General features: G+C 44.3%; 17 protein-coding genes and 1 pseudogene. 1 reads left to right on the top strand and 17 read right to left on the bottom strand.

Going from position 1 to position 22,286, the window contains the following annotated elements:
* Positions 1-39: 39 nt before the first annotated feature.
* From VZF35_RS16500 to galU, 12 genes and pseudogenes are all read right to left on the bottom strand, one after another.
* Entirely contained in the window at positions 40-1,263 is a 1,224-nt protein-coding gene (locus VZF35_RS16500) for a glycosyltransferase family 4 protein (RefSeq protein WP_407306581.1), read from the bottom strand.
* Entirely contained in the window at positions 1,232-2,362 is a 1,131-nt protein-coding gene (locus VZF35_RS16495) for a glycosyltransferase family 4 protein (RefSeq protein ID WP_407306578.1), read from the bottom strand. Before VZF35_RS16495 ends, VZF35_RS16500 begins: the two co-directional genes overlap by 32 nt.
* Positions 2,359-3,693: an O-antigen ligase family protein gene (locus VZF35_RS16490; RefSeq protein ID WP_407306575.1), complete on the bottom strand. Its 1,335-nt coding sequence runs from the start codon at positions 3,691-3,693 to the stop codon at positions 2,359-2,361. Before VZF35_RS16490 ends, VZF35_RS16495 begins: the two co-directional genes overlap by 4 nt.
* 122 nt (positions 3,694-3,815) lie before the next feature.
* Positions 3,816-4,660 (bottom strand): annotated as a pseudogene (locus VZF35_RS16485) (DapH/DapD/GlmU-related protein).
* A 25-nt stretch (positions 4,661-4,685) separates the two neighbouring features.
* Positions 4,686-5,732 carry a Gfo/Idh/MocA family protein gene (locus VZF35_RS16480; protein WP_407306573.1) on the bottom strand — a complete coding sequence of 349 codons (1,047 nt, stop codon included), beginning with the start codon at positions 5,730-5,732 and terminating at the stop codon, positions 4,686-4,688.
* A 199-nt stretch (positions 5,733-5,931) separates the two neighbouring features.
* Positions 5,932-7,287, bottom strand: coding sequence for a nucleotide sugar dehydrogenase (locus VZF35_RS16475; RefSeq protein ID WP_407306570.1), 1,356 nt, complete (start codon positions 7,285-7,287; stop codon positions 5,932-5,934).
* Between the two features lie 17 nt (positions 7,288-7,304).
* Entirely contained in the window at positions 7,305-9,176 is a 1,872-nt protein-coding gene (locus VZF35_RS16470; RefSeq protein ID WP_407306568.1) for a polysaccharide biosynthesis protein, read from the bottom strand.
* A 99-nt stretch (positions 9,177-9,275) separates the two neighbouring features.
* Positions 9,276-10,424, bottom strand: coding sequence for an acyltransferase (locus VZF35_RS16465; protein WP_407306565.1), 1,149 nt, complete (start codon positions 10,422-10,424; stop codon positions 9,276-9,278).
* 126 nt (positions 10,425-10,550) lie between these two features.
* The gene (locus tag VZF35_RS16460; RefSeq protein WP_407306563.1) at positions 10,551-11,615 is read right to left on the bottom strand and encodes an acyltransferase family protein; all 1,065 of its coding nucleotides are present in this window, start codon (positions 11,613-11,615) and stop codon (positions 10,551-10,553) included.
* Positions 11,616-11,745: 130 nt separating this feature from the next.
* Positions 11,746-12,483 (bottom strand): hypothetical protein, encoded by a 738-nt coding sequence (locus VZF35_RS16455; RefSeq protein ID WP_407306561.1) that lies wholly within the window; start codon positions 12,481-12,483, stop codon positions 11,746-11,748.
* Between the two features lie 475 nt (positions 12,484-12,958).
* The gene (locus VZF35_RS16450; protein ID WP_407306559.1) at positions 12,959-13,726 is read right to left on the bottom strand and encodes a hypothetical protein; all 768 of its coding nucleotides are present in this window, start codon (positions 13,724-13,726) and stop codon (positions 12,959-12,961) included.
* Between the two features lie 195 nt (positions 13,727-13,921).
* Positions 13,922-14,809: a UTP--glucose-1-phosphate uridylyltransferase GalU gene (galU, locus tag VZF35_RS16445; RefSeq protein WP_407306557.1), complete on the bottom strand. Its 888-nt coding sequence runs from the start codon at positions 14,807-14,809 to the stop codon at positions 13,922-13,924.
* Positions 14,810-14,847: 38 nt separating this feature from the next.
* On the opposite strand from galU, the gene VZF35_RS16440 reads away from it, so the two are divergent.
* Entirely contained in the window at positions 14,848-15,426 is a 579-nt protein-coding gene (locus VZF35_RS16440; RefSeq protein ID WP_407306555.1) for a putative ABC transporter permease, read from the top strand.
* Here VZF35_RS16440 and VZF35_RS16435 read toward each other — a convergent pair.
* The 5 genes from VZF35_RS16435 to VZF35_RS16415 all read right to left on the bottom strand — a co-directional run bounded on the left by VZF35_RS16435 (position 15,423) and on the right by VZF35_RS16415 (position 22,125).
* A complete protein-coding gene (locus VZF35_RS16435; RefSeq protein ID WP_407314654.1) occupies positions 15,423-17,153 on the bottom strand; it encodes a methyl-accepting chemotaxis protein in 1,731 nt (576 codons plus the stop codon). The genes VZF35_RS16440 and VZF35_RS16435 overlap by 4 nt on opposite strands.
* Positions 17,154-17,351: 198 nt before the next feature.
* Complete coding sequence (gene clpP, locus VZF35_RS16430) at positions 17,352-17,969, bottom strand: ATP-dependent Clp endopeptidase proteolytic subunit ClpP (RefSeq protein WP_407306553.1); 618 nt, start codon at positions 17,967-17,969, stop codon at positions 17,352-17,354.
* A gap of 82 nt (positions 17,970-18,051) precedes the next feature.
* Complete coding sequence (locus tag VZF35_RS16425; RefSeq protein WP_407306551.1) at positions 18,052-20,145, bottom strand: PAS domain S-box protein; 2,094 nt, start codon at positions 20,143-20,145, stop codon at positions 18,052-18,054.
* Between the two features lie 332 nt (positions 20,146-20,477).
* A complete protein-coding gene (locus VZF35_RS16420) occupies positions 20,478-20,816 on the bottom strand; it encodes a P-II family nitrogen regulator (RefSeq protein ID WP_407306549.1) in 339 nt (112 codons plus the stop codon).
* A gap of 79 nt (positions 20,817-20,895) precedes the next feature.
* The gene (locus VZF35_RS16415) at positions 20,896-22,125 is read right to left on the bottom strand and encodes an ammonium transporter (RefSeq protein WP_407306547.1); all 1,230 of its coding nucleotides are present in this window, start codon (positions 22,123-22,125) and stop codon (positions 20,896-20,898) included.
* Positions 22,126-22,286: the final 161 nt, after the last annotated feature.

Genomic DNA, 22,286 nt, shown 5'->3' with positions numbered 1-22,286 from the left:
TCTCTATCTTTTCATTTACCGGATGGTATGTAAGTTTCCCTAATGGGCTTTTAGAGCTTCCTGATAAACTTCAAGGGTCTTCTGGGCATTGTGGCGCCAAGTAAATTCACGGTTAACAAGCGCTTTCCCTCGAGCTCCCATCTCTTGTGCTCGTTTCGGATGCCTGAAAAGCTCACGTATCGCAGCGATAATAGCCTGCACATTCTTAGGAGGGACTGCTATACCCACCTCAGTCTTATCTAAAACCTCCGCGATTCCTTCCCCTTGAGTACCGATAATTGGTTTGCCATGGGCCAGCGCTTCGAGATAAACAACTCCAAAAGCTTCCTTCCAACTCGGTAAAACAAAAACGTCGCATTCAGACATTTCACGCATAGCCTCATGGTGAGGCAAGCTCCCCAAGAATACGACATGCCTATCAAGTCCTAATTCCTTTGCGAGGGCTTCCAAACTCTGGCGTTCCGACCCATCGCCTACAATTCGATAGTCTAAATCAGGAAATTCTCGGATCAATTCAGGAAGCGCCTGCAATACCATAGCATGTCCTTTGTCTGGACGTAAAAATCCTACGCTTAGAAGGCGATGTCGATCTGCTACTTTAGAAGGGTTTTCCATGGGGATTTCTTCTTCCAAATCCACGCCATTATAAATCACCTTATACTTAGTCAAAGTATCTGCCCAGGTTTCCAAACCATATTGGTTTTTTAGCTTTTCACTGACCAGGATTACTTGCGAGGCTCCTTTAAGTGTCGCTCGAACACTTTCCGCACAGGCCCGGCTGCGCTTCAGAGTATACGCAAAATCCTGGCCATGAATCGTTACGACGACAGGCAGATGATACTTTTGGCCAAATTTCCAAGCAGCCGCTCCGTCTGGATGGGCGACATGGGCATGGATCAAATCCACACCTTGTCTGATCTGTTCGAGAAAGACCTTTCGTATGCCGTACGCGAAGGTCTCAGGATAATACTCAAAAAACATCGAGCGCGGAAACTCCAGGACTCGAGGATGAAAGACCGGAAACCCGTCCGGCTGTTCCAAAAAGGGGACCGCAGGATATCCTCCCCACTTTCCCCGTCCGGACATTAAACCTGGCACCCAAGGAACGGGCGCCACTATCCTCACATCGACCCCAAGCTGAGTCAAAGCAGCCGCCTGTTGACGTACAAAAATCCCTCCCAATGGGGATACGGAATTCGGGTACATATGAGATAACATTAACACACGCATCTTACGGATTCCTCGCAGCCAAAATTCGCTCATAGAGCTTGATTAGTTTGCTTTGTTCTTTCTCCCAGGTATATTCTCGTTGGAAGGCATCCCAACCATTTTTGGCATAATTTAAAGACCTTTGCGGGTTTTCAATCAAAGTGCAAATATCTTGAGCGAGGCTTTCCGGATCTCCAGGCTCATTAAGCAACCCGCACTGATTTTTTTCAACAATTTCTTCAATATAACCAAAGCGGGAACCAACCACAGGCAAACCTGCTGCCATATATTCCAGGAGTTTTACAGGGATCGCTTTACGGTAATTCAAGGTCGGCAGCAAAGGCACGAGGGCGATGGAACTCTGGGCCAAGACACCCGGAACTTGTTCATAGGGTATCTTCCCGCGCAGATGCACCCCTCCGCGCTCCAGCCAAGGGTCAAGCTGCGAAAATTCCGGTCCCAAGTCCTCAGTCTCTGCCGGTCCCACTAATTCACACACAGCTTCGGGGTGTTTAGCCCGCACTAAAGGCATCGCCCGCAGGATGATCTCCAAGCCCCGTTCCCGGTTAATCCCACCGAGATATAAAATCACGGGAGGTTTAATCCTTTCCGGCCGGGGGAATTCAAACTGACGTTTAAGAGGATAGTTATGCAAAATTGCCCCTTCTGGGTTTTCCCGTTGAAAAAGCTCAGCCATATGGCCATTGACGGTTATAATACCGGCAAAGGAACGTGCTGCCCTTTTTTCAAGCAGATCAACCGTCCTTGCGACAAGCTTGCGCAAAGGTCTGGGAATCCAATAACGCGTGAGAAGGCTGTCTCCATAATATTCATGCACATCATAAACAACCGGTTTGCCGTGTTTACGACTTAAGCGCAATCCTACCGGTATCAAATCCGGGTCATGGAAATGATAGATGTCCGCATTTTCCTGAAGTGCTGTTCGATAAAGAGAGTTCAAGCGCCAAATCCGATCTGCTCTGGCAGAAAGCGGCGGCACGGCCTGAATCCGAATCCCTTCTTTGATCAGCGAGGTTTCGTAAGGCGCCACTATGACCACTTCATATCCCGCCTCTGTTAAACTGCGGGCTTCCTTATGAAAAATACGCTCATCGAAAGGAGAGTGAGCCGTGGTTAAAATGCAGGCTTTCAAACGCTTTCCCCTTCTATTCTATAAATTAAGCCCATAAATAAGGCAAATAAGGTCATCAACTGAAGATTATAAAATATTCCGGCAGTAATGTTATAGACAAAGACCGCCGCAGTTGCCGCCACAAAAGCGATGCAAAGCATAATTTTTGTCTCCCGCATCCCCTGATCCGAGGCTGAGAAGTTAAATAGTCCGACTTTCCCGATTGCAGCCTTAACCGGCCGCAGGAAAAACCAAAAATACAACACTAAACCGATGATTCCATAGCGCCGAGTTATCAAAGCATACTCATCATCAACCAGGGTCGTCATCGTTGTTTTAGCAGTGCCCCAGCCCAAAATAGGGGATTCCTTAATGAGTTCAAAGGCATTTCCTGCTCGTAAAAAATGCCCTTGGGCCGAAGTGCTTGTCTGCAGATCAGTCGCTTCATTTATGCGAGTTGTGAATTCACGCGGCGAGGTAAAGAAAATCAGCAACGTCAAAATGAACAAAGCTCCTACCTTTAAAAGCATGTCCTTTTTCCACCTATATTTAAACAAGGACCAAAGACTCAGCACTGCCAGCACGAGCGCTGTCGCCAAAAGAGCGGTTCGTGAAATCGTCATAAAGACTAACTTAATAGTAAGCCCTACTGCCACAAAGAGGAGTACTGCCTTCAAACGCTCATTTTCCCGGAAATAAAACAAGGTCACAAATAAGGTTAGGGTTAGGACAGAAAAGATCCCCATGACATTAGGGTTATCAAAGGTACCTAAAACGCGAGGAGGGTTGGCATTCACAAGGTTATCCAAGTGAGACTGAGCAAAAAAAGGAGTTAGCCAAGCGTTAACATTCGCTAAATTCAAAAACTGACTCCAGGAAAGGACCATGATGATTCCAAACCCTACGAGGAAGGTTTTGCGCAAAATACTGAACTCTCCTTCCTGTAAATCCAGGGAAAGCGCCAGTGTTGCGACGAGATAGTATTTGGCAAGAGTAACTCCTTCCATGACATCCCTTAAGCCGAAATGCAGCCGCCAAAAAAGTACGGCAAATAGGTTCGACAGAACCATAGAGCCAAGGAAAAGCAAAAAAACATTTGAAACTGCTCTTATTGCACGAGATTGGTCCTCATGATAGGATAACCCGAGATTGTAATCTGATGGGGAGCGATAAATTAGCCACAGGAATACATTGAGTGCAAATACCCCGAAAATCAGGACATCATCTAAGCGAAGACGAGGGAGACTGGGGTGGATTTCAATTGAAGGCAAGAGCATGGCGGATAGCATGATGGCAAGAATAAGCAGCAATTTATTTGAGTTTGTGCGTGTAACCCCTGTGTTCCAGAACATCTATCTTTATCCTCCTTGTTTCCAAACCTAGTTACCAAGGCTGCGATCTGTTGTTGCGAGCTGCAATTTCCATCACTCTCTCGACATCCGCCGTTGGCCGCAAATATGTAACCCCTGGCCCATCAGGGTAAAAGTTCATCTTCGGGCACTTCCCGCATATCCTTGGCAGGGAAGCCTTTAAGCACACGTTTTTCTGAGGTGTCTTTAGTGACTAAGGCTCCCGCGGCCACAAAGGTCTCAGGGCAACTTTTACACCAGGTAAAAGGATAGAAGCTCCGCCGATTCTGGCGCCTCTCTGAATCGTTGCACCTTTAATCGCTTTAAAACGCTTTTCTGTGCGTCCCATATAGTTGTCGTTTGTCGTCGTAACCATGGGGGCAATAAATACGCGCTCTTCGATTTCCATATAAGCAGTGATGTATGAGCCTGTTTGAATCTTAGTAAAGGAGCCGATCTTCGTATCATTCTCCACAGCTGCTCCGCTTCCGATGACAACGTTTTGACCAATCGAACACCGTTCCCGGACAACTGCTCCATCCCCGATAAAAGCCTTCTCACCATAGCTTGTCCCTGCATAAAGTACTGCTGAACATCCGATAGTGTATCCATCTCCCATCTTAAGAGGAGGGAGGTTTGTCTGTACTTTTACTGTACTCGTAGCGGCAGCCTTTGGCGATCGTCCGATGGAAGAGTTGCTGCCTATAAAACCATCCTCACCAAGCACTGTATTTGCATAGATCGTACTATGATCACCAACTCTGGAACGAAGCCCAAGCTCTGCTCCAGAGCCTACAGTAACGTAGTTCCCGAGTTCGCTTCCTGCACCCACTTTTGCTCCATTGCCTAGAACGCACCCCACTCCTAAGACCACATTCTCCCCTAGCACGACGTTTTCTCCGATCACGCAAAAGGGTCCAACCTTAACACTCGATGGAATGGCTGCATTAGGGGCGATCTGCTGATTCATTGCGTTAGCTCCTTTCGTATGACCTCTACTCAACAGTTAAAGGGAACACAACCGGTTCTTTCGTCTCCTGGCATTTGTAGATAGCCAGGATAATTTCCAGGGCTTTACGCCCTTCCTCGCCTGGTATAGCTGGCGTTCGTTCTTCTCGAATGGCGTGAATCATATCCAGGATAAGTTCTCTATGTCCAAACCCATAGACGTTGGGCGGATCAACTTCCTGACTTTCAAAAATCTCTTTCTGCTCTTCGGCACTGTCCGGTAATTCCCAGACTTCAATTCGGTTGACTGCGATTCCACCGACAATCACAGATCCGGTCTCTCCAAAAACATTCAGAGTCTCTTCAATGTTCTTCGGATAAATCGTAGAGGCTGCTTCAATAAGACCGATAGCGCCGCTCTTAAACTTAATCACGGCCGCGCCCATGTCTTCCATTTCAATTTTGCGCATAAACGTCGCAGTATATCCAAAAACAGATTCCACGGGTCCAAACATCCATTGCAACAAGTCGATGTTGTGGATAGATTGGTTCATTAGGACTCCGCCATCTTGAAGTTTCGTCCCCCGCCAAGGGGCCTGAGTATAATAATTATCATTTCGGTTCCAGCGAACAGTCGCTTGTCCATGAGTCAATTTGCCAAAGCGGCCATCCTCAAGTGCTTTACGCAGAAGCTTTATCGATGCGTTAAAACGGTTCTGGTGAATAACGCCTAATTTGACACCGGCCTTTTGGCAGGCCGCAATCATGGCATCAGCTGTTTTCAACGTCATAGCCATTGGTTTTTCCACGAGAATATGTTTCCCTGCCTCCGCTGCAGCAATTCCAATTTCAGCATGCAATCCACTGGGAGTGGCTATGGTCACAACATCAATATCTGTTCTTTTGAGCATTTCCTTGTAATCCGTATAAGGATCAGCTCCGTATTTATCGGCAAATTTCTGAGCCTGTTCAGGTAGTATGTCGCATACTGCGACCAATTCTGCTTCTGGGAGAGCAACGATGGACTCAGCATGTTTGGGGGCAATCCGCCCGCAGCCAATAATTGCAAACCGCATCTTTTTTTCTTCGCTCATAATATTAACAGCTCTTTTCTTTTAAAATTTTCCTAAAGGAGGGAATGGAATTTCTGGTTACGATTAATCTAATTTATATCTTATACGAGATGGTAAAATATAACTGTTCTGATATACAGGTTTAAGGGGAATCTATTGATTCCCCTTAAACCCAAGTCTCTCAATAACTTTTAAATGTCTTTGCTTTAATCGTATCCACTTAGATTTTGGCGATTTTCTCACGACTTTCCAGGACGTTTTTCGTAGCATTGCGGGTATCCACGACAAGTTTTGCCTTCTCGACCACGCGCTCATAATCAACAGCACTATGATCCGTTAAAATCAGAACACCATCCGCCTCTGCCAACACTTCATCCGACAGAGGAACGCTCTCGAGGCGCATAGTGCTTCCGCCATGGGGCTCGATAACCGGTATATAAGGGTCATGGTAGGTGATATTAGCACCTTGTTTGCGTAAAAGTTCCATAATTTTCAAAGCCGGCGATTCACGAACATCATCAATATCTTTCTTGTAGGCCACACCAAGAACAAGGATCTTAGCATCTTTTAAGCTCTTGTTTTCGTCGTTGAGCGCTCTGACTATCCTGTTGACAACGTAATAGGATACCTCGACATTAATTTCCCCTGCCAATTCAATGAACCGGGTATGGAAATCATATTCGCGGGCTTTCCAAGTCAGGTAGAACGGATCGATGGGGATACAATGACCACCCACTCCCGGTCCTGGATAGAAGGTTTGAATACCGAAGGGTTTCGTGCCTGCAGCTTCGACGACTTCCCAGATGTCAATTCCCATCCGGTCACAGAGCATCATGAGCTCATTGACCATGGCAATGTTTACGGCCCGATAGGTGTTTTCAAAGACCTTGGTCAGTTCAGCGGCCGCAGGTGAGGAAACAGGCACAACATTCGTGATGGTCTGCATGTACAGGGCATAAGCAATCTCCAGGCAGACGGGCGTCATTCCCCCTACTACTTTAGATGTGTTTTTCGTGCTGAAGCGTTTATTGCCAGGGTCAACCCGCTCGGGCGAGAAAGCAAGGAAAAAGTCCTTTCCCACTTTGAGGCCTGACTTTTCCAAGAGCGGAAGAATGACTTCCTCTGTTGTGCCAGGGTAAGTCGTACTTTCCAGCGTAATTAACTGTCCCGGACGGAGATATTTGGCAATCTGTTCCGAGGAAGCTTCGATGTAGGAAATATCAGGATCACGGGTAATCGTTAACGGCGTGGGGACACAGATGATCACGACATCACATTCAGCTAAACGAGAAAACTCCGTGGTAGCAGTCAATAACCCCTTCCCCACGATATCCCGCAAGTCCTCATCTTTGACATCCCCAATATAGTTATCAGCAGCATTCACTCGGTTGACACGTAACGAATTAATGTCGAAACCAATGACAGGAAAACCGACTTTACCCTTTTCCACAGCTAAAGGAAGGCCCACATACCCTAAGCCGATAACCCCAATTCGAGCCTCGTGTTTTAAGATTTTTTCTTTAAGAGCTTTAGCGATAACATCCTCACTGGAAATCACGTTCTGCACGCTCATCATTATTGTTAAATTCCTCCTTATTTGGCTACTGCGTTAGTATTTTTCTTACGAAAGGTCGGAATGACAGTCTGCAACAAGGAGATCACTTCATCTCTCGTTAAAGAACTGCCTCGCTCTCGAACTGTATGCGTGAGGTCTTCCAAGAGGCTCACATCAATAAAGCTTGGCTTTGCGACAAATATTCGGCTGTGTTTCGTGGACGTTATGCCTTCCTCAGCTGTCAGCAATTCCTCGTAGAGTTTTTCTCCCGGCCGAATCCCCGTGAATTGTATCTTAATATCGACATCAGGTTCAAAACCTGAGAGTCGAATTAAGTCTTTGGCTAAATCTAAGATTTTAACAGGTTTACCCATATCTAAAATGAAAATTTCCCCGCCCTGGGCCATAGCCCCAGCTTGGATGACTAATTGGGAAGCTTCCGGAATCGTCATGAAATAGCGCACCATCTCCGGATGAGTGACAGTGACCGGACCCCCTTTGGCAATTTGTCTCTTGAAGGTTGGAATGACACTTCCATTACTCCCTAAAACATTGCCAAAGCGAACAGCCACAAATTTGGTCTGCGAACGACGGTCTAAGCTCTGAATGAGGAGTTCAACCGTTCGTTTGGTCGCTCCCATGATACTGGTTGGATTAACGGCCTTATCTGTGGAAATGGAAACAAAGGTTTTCACTCGGTATTCATCAGCCGCTTCCGCCAGGTTCTGAGTTCCGAGGACATTATTTTTCAGAGCTTCTTCGGGATTCCTCTCCATTAAAGGGACATGTTTATGGGCCGCCGCGTGAAAAACCACACCCGGCTTATATCGGTTAAATACTAAGAAAACTTTTTCTCGGTCTTTAATGTCCAGGATTTCTGTTACATAGTCAATGCCGGGGTGTTCCGCTCGAAGTTCTTGTTCAATGTCAAAAATACTGTTCTCCCCGTGCCCAATCAAAACAAGTTTCCCGGGATTAAACTTGGTAACCTGGCGGCAGATTTCCGACCCGATTGATCCGCCTGCTCCGGTGATAAAAACGGTCTCCCCAGAAACATATCCTGCTACTTCTTCTAAGTCAACCGAAACAGGGTCTCGGCCCAGTAAATCCTCCACTTGGACCTGACGTATCGGATTGACATTAATATCTCCGCTGATGATATCGTAAACACCTGGCATAATTTTCAGGTCGACACCGGACTTTTCGCAAATTTGCACAATCTCCCGGACTGACTCTCCTGAGGCAGAAGGCATAGCAATAATCACTTCATCAATATTATGCCCTTTGACGACACGAGCAATATCTTTGCGCGTTCCCAGAACAGGAATCCCGAGCAAATGCAGCTTAAGCTTTTGTCGGTTGTCATCGATAAAGCCAATCGGACGCCCGTCCCGATAGTTGCGGTTTTTCAGTTCTCTAGCTGCCAAAACTCCAGCATCACCGGCACCAACAATCAGAACTTGTTTTTGAGAGCCTGGGACATGACGGTCGAAGACATTCTCCTGCACAATCCGCCAAATAAAGCGCGAACCACCAATTAGGAAGACCATGACCATCCACAGCAGTATTGCTGCGGAATTTGGCAGTCGTAACGGGAATGAGGTCAAAACAACGCTATAATAGTAAACCACTGCCACCGTTCCGCCTGTTCCAACGGTTACTGCATAAACAATAGAAAGCAGCTCTCCGGTGCTGGCGTACTGCCAAAGGCGATTATATAAGCCAAAGACATAAAAAACTGCTATGTACAAAACCGTTGCCACTATGGCTGTGTGGTAATATGTTTGATAGTACTCTGAGGGAATATGTCCAAATATTTCAAAACGCAAATAAAAACTGCCAAAGGCTGCTAAGTTAATTAACAGAGCATCAATCAGCATCAGAATCAGTGTACGTTTGCGAAATAACACTTAGCTCAGCCCCTTCTAAATTTCACGAACGATGGAACTTTATCGTTCTAAAGTTTACTACAACTTACTTGCTTTTACAACTCTAAAGATCTAGGCAAACTATGGCCTGGCGCTGTTTTTAGCGATTTTCTTACGGGGAAGTTTTTGATTTCGCAAACCAATCAAATAGTAACTAAAAGGCAAAAAACTGATCAATCGAACTCCAACATAGCTAAATATCAGCGTGACAGTGAAAACAACTGGGTAAAAAATCCATTGATTAGGGCCTATTTGGTGACCGCCAAGAATTTTAATGGTTGTTTGATTAAAAAAAAGATGAATAAGATAGATTCCAAAAGAATAGTCTCCAAGTTTCGCCATAATTTTGGCCAAGGCATTTTTTTTACTCGCCAACTTACCTGCTAAATTCCATAAAAATAGAAAGGTTACGAGTCTTAAGGCCGGATAAACCAGTTCTGAACCCATGGTAAAATAAGGTGGAATTTCGTTATACCTATGACCTGTAGTCAAACCGATGACAATAAAGAAACTAGCACCGAAGGCTAAAGCCAAGGTCATTGTCCCCAAGATAGGCGTCAGACGCTTTGACAAGCCTCTAAGCCCACTAAAGTGGTCGTTGGAGTAAATTCCCACACTAAAATAAAAGAGATAAGCGACAGCATTAACCTTGATTACGTTGGCATAGGATGTGTGGGTACCCACCATCCAAAGGACTTGAAGGATGAACACTCCAGCAAGGAAGTGTTCCGATAAATCCCTCGTTTTACAGAAGTCATAGGCTTTGATAATCAGGGGGTAGGCTATATAAAGCTCGATAATAATTGCAAAAAACCATAGATGATAGGAGGCCTCTGAGTTGAGGATATTTTTACCAATTAATTTCAGATTGGTCACGAGTGAGTTACTGTGCATTTCTCCCCAATGATTAAAGGCAGTATACAGTACGGAAAATATGACATATTGCGGAAGGATCGCCAGAGCCCTCTTGTGGTAAAACTTCGTTAAAGAGAAACTTTGACGATAGTTCTTGGCCAAAACAAAACCAGAAATGGCGATAAACATAGGTACTGCAAATTGGGAAAGAACGTCTGTCCAGATATTGAGGAGGGTTAAGGTATTATAACGCTGGATCTCTGTAAAATAGCCGCTTGTATGAATTGCTAAAACAGCTAGGATGCTAAATCCCCTTAGGAAATTAATTTCTTCAATTCTACCCGATTTTGATCGTATGCTATTTCGCTGATCCATTCTATCTGCGATTCCTCTCTTTGCAGAATTAATTAACTATCTCCGCACCCAGGATCACTCTTCCCTCTAACAATATGTGAACTTATAGGATGATGCAAGTATTCGTTAAGATTTGATCCGCTGATTTTATGCTGTTGTATTCGGGAAGCTATTCGAACCAAGGTTTGAATGTCTAAAGCCCCTTGAAGAATCACCTAAGGCTAAATACGGTCCATAGGGTACATACTGAATGGCCTTATAAAAGAGAAGAGGCCCAACCGTTCCCACGACGAAAAAACGGACGGGGGTGATAGCAAAAAAGTGGCCTGCTGCGTATACGAAGCCGAGATGCAGGTACATAATCACCATTGCTGCTTTTCCAATGTAGCTGAGTCCCTGGTTTACAGACCGAATCCTTGTCAAGGCCATGCTAAACTGAACAAGAAGCAAGGTGAAGGCTATGGGAAGCAGAAGATTTGTGCCAAAGTAATAGTACTGACGGTGTTTCATATCCAATCCATAATCAAGGACGTGATGCGCATATAAATAAATAAATCCCAATGCTATAATCCAGGAAAGTCCAAAGACAATCTTTCTGAGTTTCGCCTCTTCCAAGAGTTTATTTCTTCTCATAACATGACCTAAAGCATAGAAGACGATGGCATAAAGCCCAACATCCAGATTCCAGGGCATAAAAGCACTCGCTCGATATCGGGATTCCCAATAAGCCGAGAAAAAGCACCCTAGCACAAAGAGCCCTTTAAGTAATGGAGAGGAAACTTTCCGGCACAGAAGATCGTAGACAATTTGCACTGAAAACAAGCAAGTTGTAAACCAAAACGTAGCATAAACCCCTTCTAAGAGACTTCCGCCCAATAAAAGGGCTTTCCAATTTTGACTCCAGAACTGTACCACAGATTGACCTTTCCAGAAATCAAAGGCTATGACTAGAAGTGTCAAAAGCCCTAAATAAAACAAATAAGGAACCATAAGATGCTTGGCTTTGCGCATTGGAAAATGAATTCCCTTTTGCCTAGGTTTGAAACGGTATAAATAGCCACTAATCCAGAAAAATAAAGGCATATGAAACCAAAACATATAAAAAGAAATTTTGCTTCCTGCGTGACCCCATACTACAGTCAAGATTCCAAGTCCTTTTAATATGTCAGCCCATTCAAGATGTTCTGTTTCCCGGACTAAGACGGTTTCCACGTTTTGGCCTCCTATAAGTCAAACTATCGTCTCTAACCGAGCATTAGTCTATCATAGACTGACGCGTTCTGCACTAAAAAAAGGTTGTGCCAGACTCGATTGAGTCCGGCACAACCTTAAGATCTTCTTTCTAATTGCTGAGACTGCTCTCCCCGGTAATCATCCAGCGTGAATTCATTTTTACGAGATTTACCCGAACATGGACATTTTGCTCATGGGCGTCTCCAACGGCTTCACCTTGTGCAATATTGTAATCTTTAGCCGTGTAACGATAGTCTACTCGAAGTGTTGCCGTGTTGGCATCAGCACTCTCCACGTCCACACGGTCAAAGTTGATCTGACTGACATCTAAGCCAATGCCTTGGACAAGATATTCTTCTGCGCGGCGAGCATGTTTTTCGAACAACTCACCAGAATAGGCTTTGGCAAGTTTAAGACGAAAGGTATCGATATCCACTGACTTCCAAGCCTCAAAAAATATCCCGATATCTTGCTTATAATCCGCAATAATTTGCTCCTTTAATGAGTTAGGCACCGCATTATTATTGCTTCCATTTTGGCCCGATGAAAGGGCATTATTTTGCTGTCCACTGAGATTCGGATTCAGATTAGAATTCGAACCTGAATTACTCTGATCTGAAGATGAGGGCTCTTCCGCCGCTCTATCCGGCATTATGTTGGCAGTAAGCGGGGCCTGTGCTGAGTCGGCAACAGGACCGGATACTGTATGAACATTCTCTTGCCCTCGCAGCTTAGAAATAAACGATGTTGCGGAACTTGAATTTGGAAGCAAAGACATTCCCAGGGTTCCAACCAAGACACCTAGGCCTAAAACCAACGCACCTACTAAGTAATTCATTTTACGCATAAAGACCAAAATCTCCTTCAAACTGGATTTTTAGTATTAGCATGACCAGCTGAAAAGAATTTTAGACATTTATGTTAAATATTTATCAAAGCGCAAGGCCTGTCCATTCGGGCAGGCCTTGCGCTTTCTTATTCAATTGTTCTTATGATTGCTTGGCAACAACTAAATTAGTTTTCAACCCTGTCAAGCAAGGTCACAGTCTACTGAATCCAGTTGTTTATTCAGTTGTCAGTAATAAGGAACAGAAATTTCTTTTCCGAATCATCCCTTTAATTAACAAGGATTCTATTCTAAAAAACTTGGTCTTCCATGCGTCATCTCGACATGTTAAAGCCTTATTTCACTAAAATATCGTTATGCAAAATTCCTGGAGCCGTTTACACCATGGAAATAATTCAGTGCGTTTACTGGCATTTCAATTGCTTTGACTAAGCTTCAGATCATTCCTATCATCTCTACATAACTAGGCCTAGAATTAGGTCCGTTTGGTTGCAAACGGCGTCGCCCCATAGATTTTGGAATTAGTGTCATTGCGCATAATGTGCGCATCCAGATCGTGAATTCCTTGATGGAATTGTTCAATCCGAGCCTTATCTTTCGAATCAAACGCATCAATTCCGCTGTTTAGCAAGACGTCTAAGTAGCTCGTGAAAGCTGCTGCTTTGCCAGCATTAGCCTCGCTTTTTAATTGCTTGTCCAAAAGTGTTTTGTGAAAGAGGATGTACTTTTTAATATCTTGCTCGTTCATCTGAGGACCCGCTGCTGGTCCATAAAGATAACCATCCACATATTGGTGGACGTTCCACGCTGTGCCAAAGACTAACGTTTTGGCATCATTGCTTAAAGCATTTTCTCCGAAGTACGCTGCAACCGATGGTGCCAAGTCGATTAAATTCGTATCCGGTTCCCTATATTTATTTTTGGAACCTGTGTCACCCTGGGGGGGCGTGTTAATCGTACTAGGAGCAATCACGGTTGGCGTAGCTTTTCCGGGCGGTGCCGTACCGTCAGGCAACGCCGCACCGGTTCCGGTTCCGGTCCCGGTTCCAGCACCTGCATTGCTGACAGATGTATTGGTGCCGTCAACAACTGGATTTTGAATGACAACTTGGTCTGACATTGAGCTTTGCTGCCTAAATACTTTCCACACACTGGGTCCATAAACCCCGGCGGCAACAACAGCCCCTGCCAGAACCAGCGTTCCCGCAACGGTTACTATCCGCTTCTTATCCATTGGCCTCATTGGTCTCTTCCCTCCTTATATCTTTTTTCTTGGTACGTGAGTATTTTACCAATTTTTAGGAGAGAAGCTTGTCACTTTTGCTGTATGACTTGACCTATTTTCCGTCCTCAATAGTTGTGATTTGCCAACAGATGCTTTCTGATACGGATATTTCGCGAAAATTTCGCAGCATTAAGCAAAAAAATTGCTATTTTCCTAACCACCTATATCAATCGTTCGAACTAGCTCTCGCAGGTAACCGGCAAGTTCCTCCGCAAGGTCTTCTCGGCGCAGAGCATATTCGATGGTCGCCTCTACAAAACCCAGTTTGTCTCCCACATCATGCCGGCGCCCATCAAATTCATAAGCCAAAATTTCCTGATAACGTCCAAGTTCCTTAATTCCGTCCGTAAGCTGGATCTCCCCACCCTTACCCGGTGGAAGTACCCCCAATAAATCAAATATCTCCGGATTTAAAATATATCGTCCCATAATAGCTAAGTGGGTTTCCGGTGCATCTTCAGGCCGTGGTTTTTCCACCATATTCTTAGCCCGGTATAAACGATCCGCGAATTTTTCACCATCGACAATTCCATATTTGGAAATGTCCTCGAGGGGAACTTCCTGAACTCCTACGATGCTGGCACCATACCGTTCATAATGATTCATCATTTGGCGCAGTGCAGGCACTTCCGAATAAATGATGTCATCCCCCAAAAGAACAGCAAACGGTTCATTCCCAATAAATTTACGTGCACTATAGATTGCATGACCTAACCCCAACGCTTCTTTTTGACGTACGTAATAGATATCCGCCATCCGGGCAACATCTTGCACCAGATCCAAAAGCTCTTCTTTCGAGTTCTTTTCTAAATAGGCCTCAAGTTCCATTGATCGGTCAAAATGATCTTCTATGGCTCGTTTATTGCGGCCTGTCACAATAATGATGTCCTCAATCCCCGATTTAATAGCTTCCTCCACAATGTATTGAATCGTCGGTTTATCTACGATAGGCAACATTTCTTTAGGTTGTGCCTTTGTTGCCGGCAAAAATCGTGTCCCCAACCCTGCAGCTGGTATCACAGCTTTACGAATTTTACGCATCTTTGACTCTCCTTTTTACAACAATTAAGTTACCCCTAATGTATATAATAAAACTTCTCAACTCATTCACTATTTTCTTTAAGAAGTCTATTTTCCTGTGGAATATTTTCAGTTTCTTAGGCTACGCAAAACGAGGACATGAAGTCCTCGTCTTCCAGAACCTACCTGTCCATAAAATGTATGGTCCGATTTCGCTGAACCATACTAATCCTATGAAAACATTTAGACGCTTCATAATTTACGGAATGGTTGGCCTCGTTCTTGAGGTCATTTATACAGGGCTCGCCTCTCTCCTCCAAGGAGATTACAGTATGCATGGGTTTACCTTCTTAGTTATGCTGCCAATCTATGGACTGGCAGTATTTCTCGAACCCCTGCATTCTAAGATTCGGGACATACCTTGGTGGACCCGTGGAGCTATTTACCTAGTTATCATTTGGAGCATTGAATATTCCAGTGGCTTGATACTGGCAGGCATTATAGGAAATTGTCCTTGGCACTATACCGATCGTTTAAACATTAATGGGTATATAACTCTAAAGATGGCCCCAGAATGGTACTTTGCCGGATTGGGCTTCGAGTTGCTTCACAATTTCTTAGATACGTTACCCATTTAAAGTTTAAAGTAATCAATGAGATGCTTAAGATTGCTTGCTAATTCATTTAAGCTCTCTGCTGAGGCAAACAATTCTTCCACTGAGGCGTTCTGTTGTTCTGCAGCTGCTGCTGTGGTTTGTGTTCCTGCTGAAGCGGATTCGGCTTGATGCACAACATTTTGCATACCCAGTTTAATCTGTTCCCCATCCCCTTGAACTTTTCGCACGGTTGATTCGATGTTCTGTGCCAATCCCGCGCTTTCTTCAACAGAATTGAGAATCACGGTGAATTGTTCCGAAATTTCCTTGAGATAACTGCTTCCCTGATTAACACTTTCTACACTAGCCTTCATTCCTTGGTGAGCACTTTTCGAAGTTTGCTGCATTTCTTGAACCCGTTGAGAAATGTCTACCAAGCTTGCCTGGACTTGTTCAGCAAGTTTACGGACTTCTTCAGCTACAACGGCAAAGCCCCGACCGTTTTCTCCGGCACGTGCTGCTTCGATCGCAGCATTTAAGGCCAGCAGGTTCGTTTGTTGGGCAATGCTATCGATAATTTGAACAGTTTTGGCAATTTCTTCTGATTTCTCGTCCACATCCCCAATCACCTTACTCAAATTATGAACCTGACTTTCGATATCATCCATCTGTTTGACCACTTGCTCAAGGGCTTGGTTTCCCTTGTGCGCAAGTTCTGCAGAGCGTTTTGAAGCGTGGCTGACGTGTTCTGCATGTTGTTCCGTCTGATTCATATCATCGATGACCCGACTCATTCGTTCATGATTCTCGGTCATAATCTGAACTTGCATTTCAGCTTCCGTAGCTATTTCACTTGCAGATGAAGCAACTTGTTCGGAAACCTTAGCGGATTGTTCAGCTCCCAGGCGCATCTCTTTGGCTGTCTGAGATAACTGCCCGGCCATATTGGCCACTTTCGTCATGATTTCTCTCAAGGAGAGAACCATATCGCCAAAGGCCATTTGCAATTGATGCTCTTCACGGTTCCAGACTTTCCAAGGCGCTTTCTTCTTGCGGGCAATATCTCCGGCTGCAATTTCCTTGGCGTTCTGCAGCAAGTGACTCATCATCCTACCTAGGGCGCGGCTCAGCAGCCAACCAATGACAACACTGACAATAACGTCAACCACGATCAGGATAATTGATACCGATGAAGCCTTGCGGAAAATCTGCATCATTTTGTCCATACTGTCGGCATTAACTTTCGCCATCTTATCGTCAACCATTTTTTGAAGAATATCCGTGGCCAACTGATTCTTAGTCCCGGCATCGCCGTACATATTTTCTTTGGCGTCATTGATCCTGTCATCTTCAGCGTCTTGCATGGTAACCTGAGAAGCCGTGACATAATCATTCCAAGCGGTCTTGAACTGTTTCCAGGCGGTATCTTCTTCAGGAGAACGAGGAATTGCTTCGTACTTGCCAATGTGACTGATCATAGCGTCCTTCTTCTGGTCGACTTGACTAAGGAATTTCTGACGCTCTTCAGATGTTCGGGCGCTGACAGACAAGACAACGTCCGAGCGATAGGCCTGAGCATCGGAATGCATCTGAGAAAGCAGATTCATGGGAACGACATCTTGCTCGAATACTTGATCTGAGGCACTATGCATCTGATTCATCCCGTAAATTCCAATTCCTCCGACAACCCCGGCGGCTAAAGCGATAAATAGCATTAAGGCCGTAACCTGAAATCCAAGTCTTCTATTCGTTAGATTCAACTTCTTCACTCCTTTTAGCTGGGAAATTCCGTCTGAATTTTTCATTATTCTACAACAGCAACCCAATATCCTGTTGAATTACATCATCTTCTTAAAAATAATAGATCACTGCTTGCATATTTAAAGGCTGCAACAAATCAAAGATGATTTTGTTACAGCCTTAAGAGTTATCGTGATATTTCTAGCTTTAGCTTCTAGTTTTAACTTCTAGCTTTGGGGTTCCTTCTTAAGTTCAGTCTTTTCTAAGATCTGATCCACCAAACCATATTCTTTGGCCTCTTCAGCGGTCATATAATAATCACGTTCGGTGTCTCTTTCAACTTTTTCTAAGGGTTGACCTGTTCTCTCGGACATAATTTTGTTCATCTTTGCCCTAGTTCTGAGCAATTGTTTCGCATGAATTTCGATTTCCGTGGCTTGCCCCGAGAGACCATGTCCCCCAATCAAAGGCTGATGAATTAGGACTTCAGAGTTAGGTAGTGCCACACGTTTTCCCTTGGCACCTGCGGTCAGCAGGAAGGCACCCATGCTGGCTGCCATCCCGATGCATATTGTACGCACATCAGGGCGAATATATTGCATAGTATCATAGATCGCCATTCCAGCCGTGATTGAACCACCTGGACTGTTGATATATAAGTTAATGTCTTTTTCCGGATCCTCTGCTTCAAGGAAAAGCATTTGGGCCACGACAAGATTAGCTACGTCATCGTCAATGCCGCCCCCAAGAAAGATAATACGATCTTTGAGCAGACGAGAGTAGATATCGTAGGAGCGCTCTCCGCGATTTGTTTGCTCCACAACCATAGGAACTAGATAACCCATTTATAATTCCCCCTATTCATTTCTTCATAGCAGCACTTAATCTAATATATTCTAGCCGATTACGTTTATTTTATTACAAAGGTCAGTTAAGGTCAAATGATTTGGCCTTAAATTTTACAAAAAATATGGAACCCTTTAAACTACTTTCCACACTAATTGTGGCATTATGCCGTGCGGCTATGCCATAGCACACTGCCAGACCCAAACCTGTGCCCTTTTCTTTTGTGGTCAGGAAGGGAGTTCCGATTCGATCAATAATTTCTGGACTTATGCCTGTTCCTTCGTCTTGAATTGATAAAATAACTTCGTCGTTAAGATAGGCTGTCTCTATGGTCAGGCACCCACCCTCGCTCATGGCTTCAAATCCGTTGCGGGCCAGATTTAGGACTAATTGGCGGATCTCCTTATCATCTAAATCCAAGTCTGGGATGACCTCTAACCTCATCATCACAGTTTTATCCTCATGCATAGCATCCATCTGGAGAAGGGGCAAGATGCTGTTCAGAATATCATTGAGATTTCTCCTGGCAAACTCATTGGCTTTCGTTCTGCTGATGGATAGAAATTCTGTAATAATTGAGTTGGCTCGATCAAGTTCGCTGATCATAAGAGGGATATAACCGCTATATTTATCAGAAGCCGGATTAGCTTCAAGAAGCTGCAGAAACCCCCTGACGGTTGTCATGGGATTTCTTACCTCATGGCCTATGCTGGCTGCCATTTCGCCGATTAAATTCATTTGCTCCATTCTTGTCATTTCTTTTTCCAGTATTTTTTGCATGGTGACATCGCGGACGATCGCCGAAGCTCCGCTAATCTCTCCCCGACGATTCTTAAGCGGTGAGACCGTTAGATAGACGTCAATGATTTGTCCATCTTTCTTAAGCCGCAACGTCTCACAATGAGTCAAAGAAACCCCTTCAGAAATCCTCCTTAGAATTTCTTCAAGTTCTAGGACTCTGTCTGGAGGAATTAATCGTTGGGCTGATCTGCCGATAATTTCCGCTTTGGAATAGCCATAAATTTTCTCGGCACCACTGTTCCAATTTATGATAACTCCTTCCAACGTCAAGCCTATGATTCCATTATCCGAAGACTCGACGATAGAGGCTAAGCGCAGGATATCTTCTTGAATTTGCTGGCGTTCCTGAACTTCCTTTAGGAGATATTGGTTCGTTATCTTACTCTCAACCATAAAAATGATTAATCCGATGAACACTAAACCTACGATCCCGATTAGAATTATGAACTTGCGAATGTTAACAGCTTCCTCGGAAATCTCTTCCAAGGGAACGCTAACTAACATTGACCATGGAGTTGTTGTTCTCCCAATGGTAATCGGTATGTAAATATCATAAGAACCATTCTTTGTCGTCGTAAAATGTTTCCCTAATTTAATAGCATCTTTTGCCTGACTATCCTCAATAATTTTGCCAATTTTCGAGGAATCATTATAGGCAATGTACTTTCCTTCATTTGATAAAAGGCATGCATAACCTTTTTCTAAAGGATTTATTTTTGATATCGTCTTTTGCAGAGTATCTAGAGCTATATCTATTCCTACAACCCCTACAAACCTTCCATCCACCATAATAGGAACAACAACGCTGGTAATCATGACCTCTTCGCCCTCAATCGGATACAGATAGGGCTCGACGATGGTTTCACGTCCAGTTTCCTTAGGAATTAAATAATAATCTCCTTCCCCTGGGATCTTATAATTTACAAGAGGTTCTAAATGAACGACTCCATACTGTTTACTGTAATAGGGTATAAAACGACCGGTCTCATCATTGCCGGGCTTATTTTTATAATCGGCATCTTTCCCATCGAGGGCATTGGGTTCCCATAAAGTCCACGTTGCAACAAACTGTGGGTTGTCGGTTAAGACCTTAAGCAAAATCTTATCCATCATCTCACGATCGACTTCACCTGAAAGTTTCATTTGCTGAAACGTATATGACAATGTTCTCACCGTATCCATGGCAATCTCCAGATTGGCTTTAACGTAAGCACCGTTTTTATTAGCGCTTTCCTCTGCGATTTGATAAGCGGAGTTTTTAGCCATTTCGCTGGATTTCGCGGATACAATATAAATAACAATACTAAACGACAGCAAGGTTATTAAGCCAATGGATGCTAGAATTTTTGTCTTCAGTCCGAGATTTCTAAACAAACTCGTTCCTCTCCCGCCTTAAGCTCAGCATGTATTTCCTGCTTAATTCTCTAAAATTTCTTATAATCCTTTATTAGATTCCTCAATCGAAACTATTTTCTCTAATTTTAATTAAAGAGAGCGCGGACATCTTTCCTGTTAAGGATTTGAAGTTCATTTGAGCCGTCATCCTATAGAGCTTGGCGATAATGACTCCATAACTAAAACCAATAAACGAACGATATGCGCTAAAAACCTTAAAATAAAAAAAGGGCGGCGCTTAACTATCAAAAGTTAAGTACCAACCCTCTTGGCGGCCTTGATAAACACCAACGTTCACTTACTCCATCCTTCTATAAAGCATTTTCTCCAACATTTCCCGTTCTGATAGTATAGGCATTTTCCACTGGTGACACAAAGATCTTGCCGTCTCCGATCTCACCGGTCCTTGCTTCTTGCACAATAAGCTGAATCACTGAATCGACATCCCCATCTTTAACTACAATTTCGATTTTTACCTTGGGAATGAGGTGAATGGTATATTCTACCCCACGATAAACTTGAGTATGCCCTTTTTGTTTACCGCAGCCAATGACCTGAGTTACTGTTAAACCATTAACCCCATGAGTGCTCAAGGCATCTTTAACACTATCGAGTTTTCCAGGACGGATAATGGCCTCTATCTTCTTCATCGGAATCCCTCCAAACGTCTCTTTAATTTTTTAAAAGCTTTGATCCTTAATACTGGCTTAAATGAGCAGGGTAGACTTATTAGATGAAGTCCGGATAAGCTTCTTCTCCATGTAAGGACAAATCCAAACCAGTAGCTTCTTGATCCTCGTTCACACGAAGTTTCGTAAATAGACCTACGATTTTTAATAAGATGAACGTTCCGATTACGGAAAAGGCTACCGTCACTAAAACACTCAGAATCTGAATTCCCAATTGCGAAGGATTACCATAGAGTAGTCCGTCGGCACCTGCGGAATTGATGGTCTTTGTAGCAAAAATCCCGGTTGCTAAAGCCCCCCATGTCCCGCCGATTCCATGACAGCCAAAGGCATCCAAAGCATCATCGTAACCAAATTTCGCTTTCATCACACTAATTGCCAGATAACAGACTGCACCGCCGACAAGGCCAATGGCGATTGAAGAGAGGGGAGTTACAAATCCGGCGCCTGGTGTAATAGCGACCAAACCTGCTACTGCACCACTGGCGGCACCTAGTACGGTGGATTTTCCACGGTGAAGACGTTCTACAATTGCCCAAGCTATCGCTGCTGCCGCAGCAGCTGTGTTGGTATTCACAAAGGCCATACCAGCCAGACCATTAGCTCCTAAAGCACTCCCCGCATTAAACCCAAACCATCCGAACCAAAGAAGGCCTGCTCCCAAAACGGTAAAAGGAATGTGATGTGGTGCCATGGAGTCTTTGCCTAAACCTTTGCGCTTGCCCAATACCAAGGCTGTAACAAGTCCAGCGTAACCGGAACTGATATGCACAACATTTCCTCCTGCAAAGTCCAGAGCACCGAGTGATCTCAAGAAACCGCCAACTCCCCAGACCCAATGGGCCAATGGATCATAGATTAAGGTCGCCCACAACAACGTGAAGAGAATAAAGGCGGAAAAACGCATCCGTTCTGCAAAGGCGCCGCTGATCAGAGCCGGAGTAATTACTGCAAACATCATTTGAAACGCCATGAAGACGATGGCTGGAATCGTAGCTGCGTAATCCGGGTTAGGATCAACCCCAACTCCATTTAAGCCCAACCAGTTGAGACTGCCGATTATGCCATGAAAATCCGGTCCAAAAGCCAAAGTATAGCCCACTAAAATCCACTGCAATGATATAAGTCCAATAATAATCCAACTTTGCATGATCGTCCCGAGTACATTCTTTTTACGAACCATACCGCCATAGAAAAATGCTAAACCAGGTGTCATTAGTAAGACCAGTGCTGCAGAAATCAAGACAAACGATGTATCTCCTGTATCCATAATCTTTCCTCCTCATAAAAAATAGCGCTTTGAGTCTACTCTAAAAAGAGTCTACTCAAAGCGCCATTGCTTTGCATTATTTCTTGGAACCAAGCGAATTTCGGTAGTGCACACCTTATGTTTGGTATTCTAGCACGAAGATGGGCAATATTGCAACCCCT

It is taken from the genome of Desulfosporosinus paludis (genome assembly GCF_045689965.1).
Classification (GTDB): Bacteria; Bacillota; Desulfitobacteriia; order Desulfitobacteriales; family Desulfitobacteriaceae; genus Desulfosporosinus; species Desulfosporosinus paludis.
This window is presented reverse-complemented; position numbering and strand designations above follow the sequence as displayed.

Excerpts from the sequence above, each read along its gene's own strand:
- clpP (WP_407306553.1), bottom strand. The coding sequence starts at position 17,969 with ATGGGTTATCTAGTTCCTATGGTTGTGGAGCAAACAAATCGCGGAGAG.
- VZF35_RS16490 (WP_407306575.1), bottom strand. The coding sequence starts at position 3,693 with ATGTTCTGGAACACAGGGGTTACACGCACAAACTCAAATAAATTGCTG.
- VZF35_RS16450 (WP_407306559.1), bottom strand. The coding sequence starts at position 13,726 with ATGAGGCCAATGGATAAGAAGCGGATAGTAACCGTTGCGGGAACGCTG.
- galU (WP_407306557.1), bottom strand. The coding sequence starts at position 14,809 with ATGCGTAAAATTCGTAAAGCTGTGATACCAGCTGCAGGGTTGGGGACA.
- VZF35_RS16465 (WP_407306565.1), bottom strand. The coding sequence starts at position 10,424 with ATGGATCAGCGAAATAGCATACGATCAAAATCGGGTAGAATTGAAGAA.
- VZF35_RS16480 (WP_407306573.1), bottom strand. The coding sequence starts at position 5,732 with ATGAGCGAAGAAAAAAAGATGCGGTTTGCAATTATTGGCTGCGGGCGG.
- VZF35_RS16500 (WP_407306581.1), bottom strand. The coding sequence starts at position 1,263 with ATGAGCGAATTTTGGCTGCGAGGAATCCGTAAGATGCGTGTGTTAATG.
- VZF35_RS16420 (WP_407306549.1), bottom strand. The coding sequence starts at position 20,816 with ATGAAGAAGATAGAGGCCATTATCCGTCCTGGAAAACTCGATAGTGTT.
- VZF35_RS16455 (WP_407306561.1), bottom strand. The coding sequence starts at position 12,483 with ATGCGTAAAATGAATTACTTAGTAGGTGCGTTGGTTTTAGGCCTAGGT.
- VZF35_RS16475 (WP_407306570.1), bottom strand. The coding sequence starts at position 7,287 with ATGATGAGCGTGCAGAACGTGATTTCCAGTGAGGATGTTATCGCTAAA.
- VZF35_RS16440 (WP_407306555.1), top strand. The coding sequence starts at position 14,848 with ATGTATATAATAAAACTTCTCAACTCATTCACTATTTTCTTTAAGAAG.
- VZF35_RS16415 (WP_407306547.1), bottom strand. The coding sequence starts at position 22,125 with ATGGATACAGGAGATACATCGTTTGTCTTGATTTCTGCAGCACTGGTC.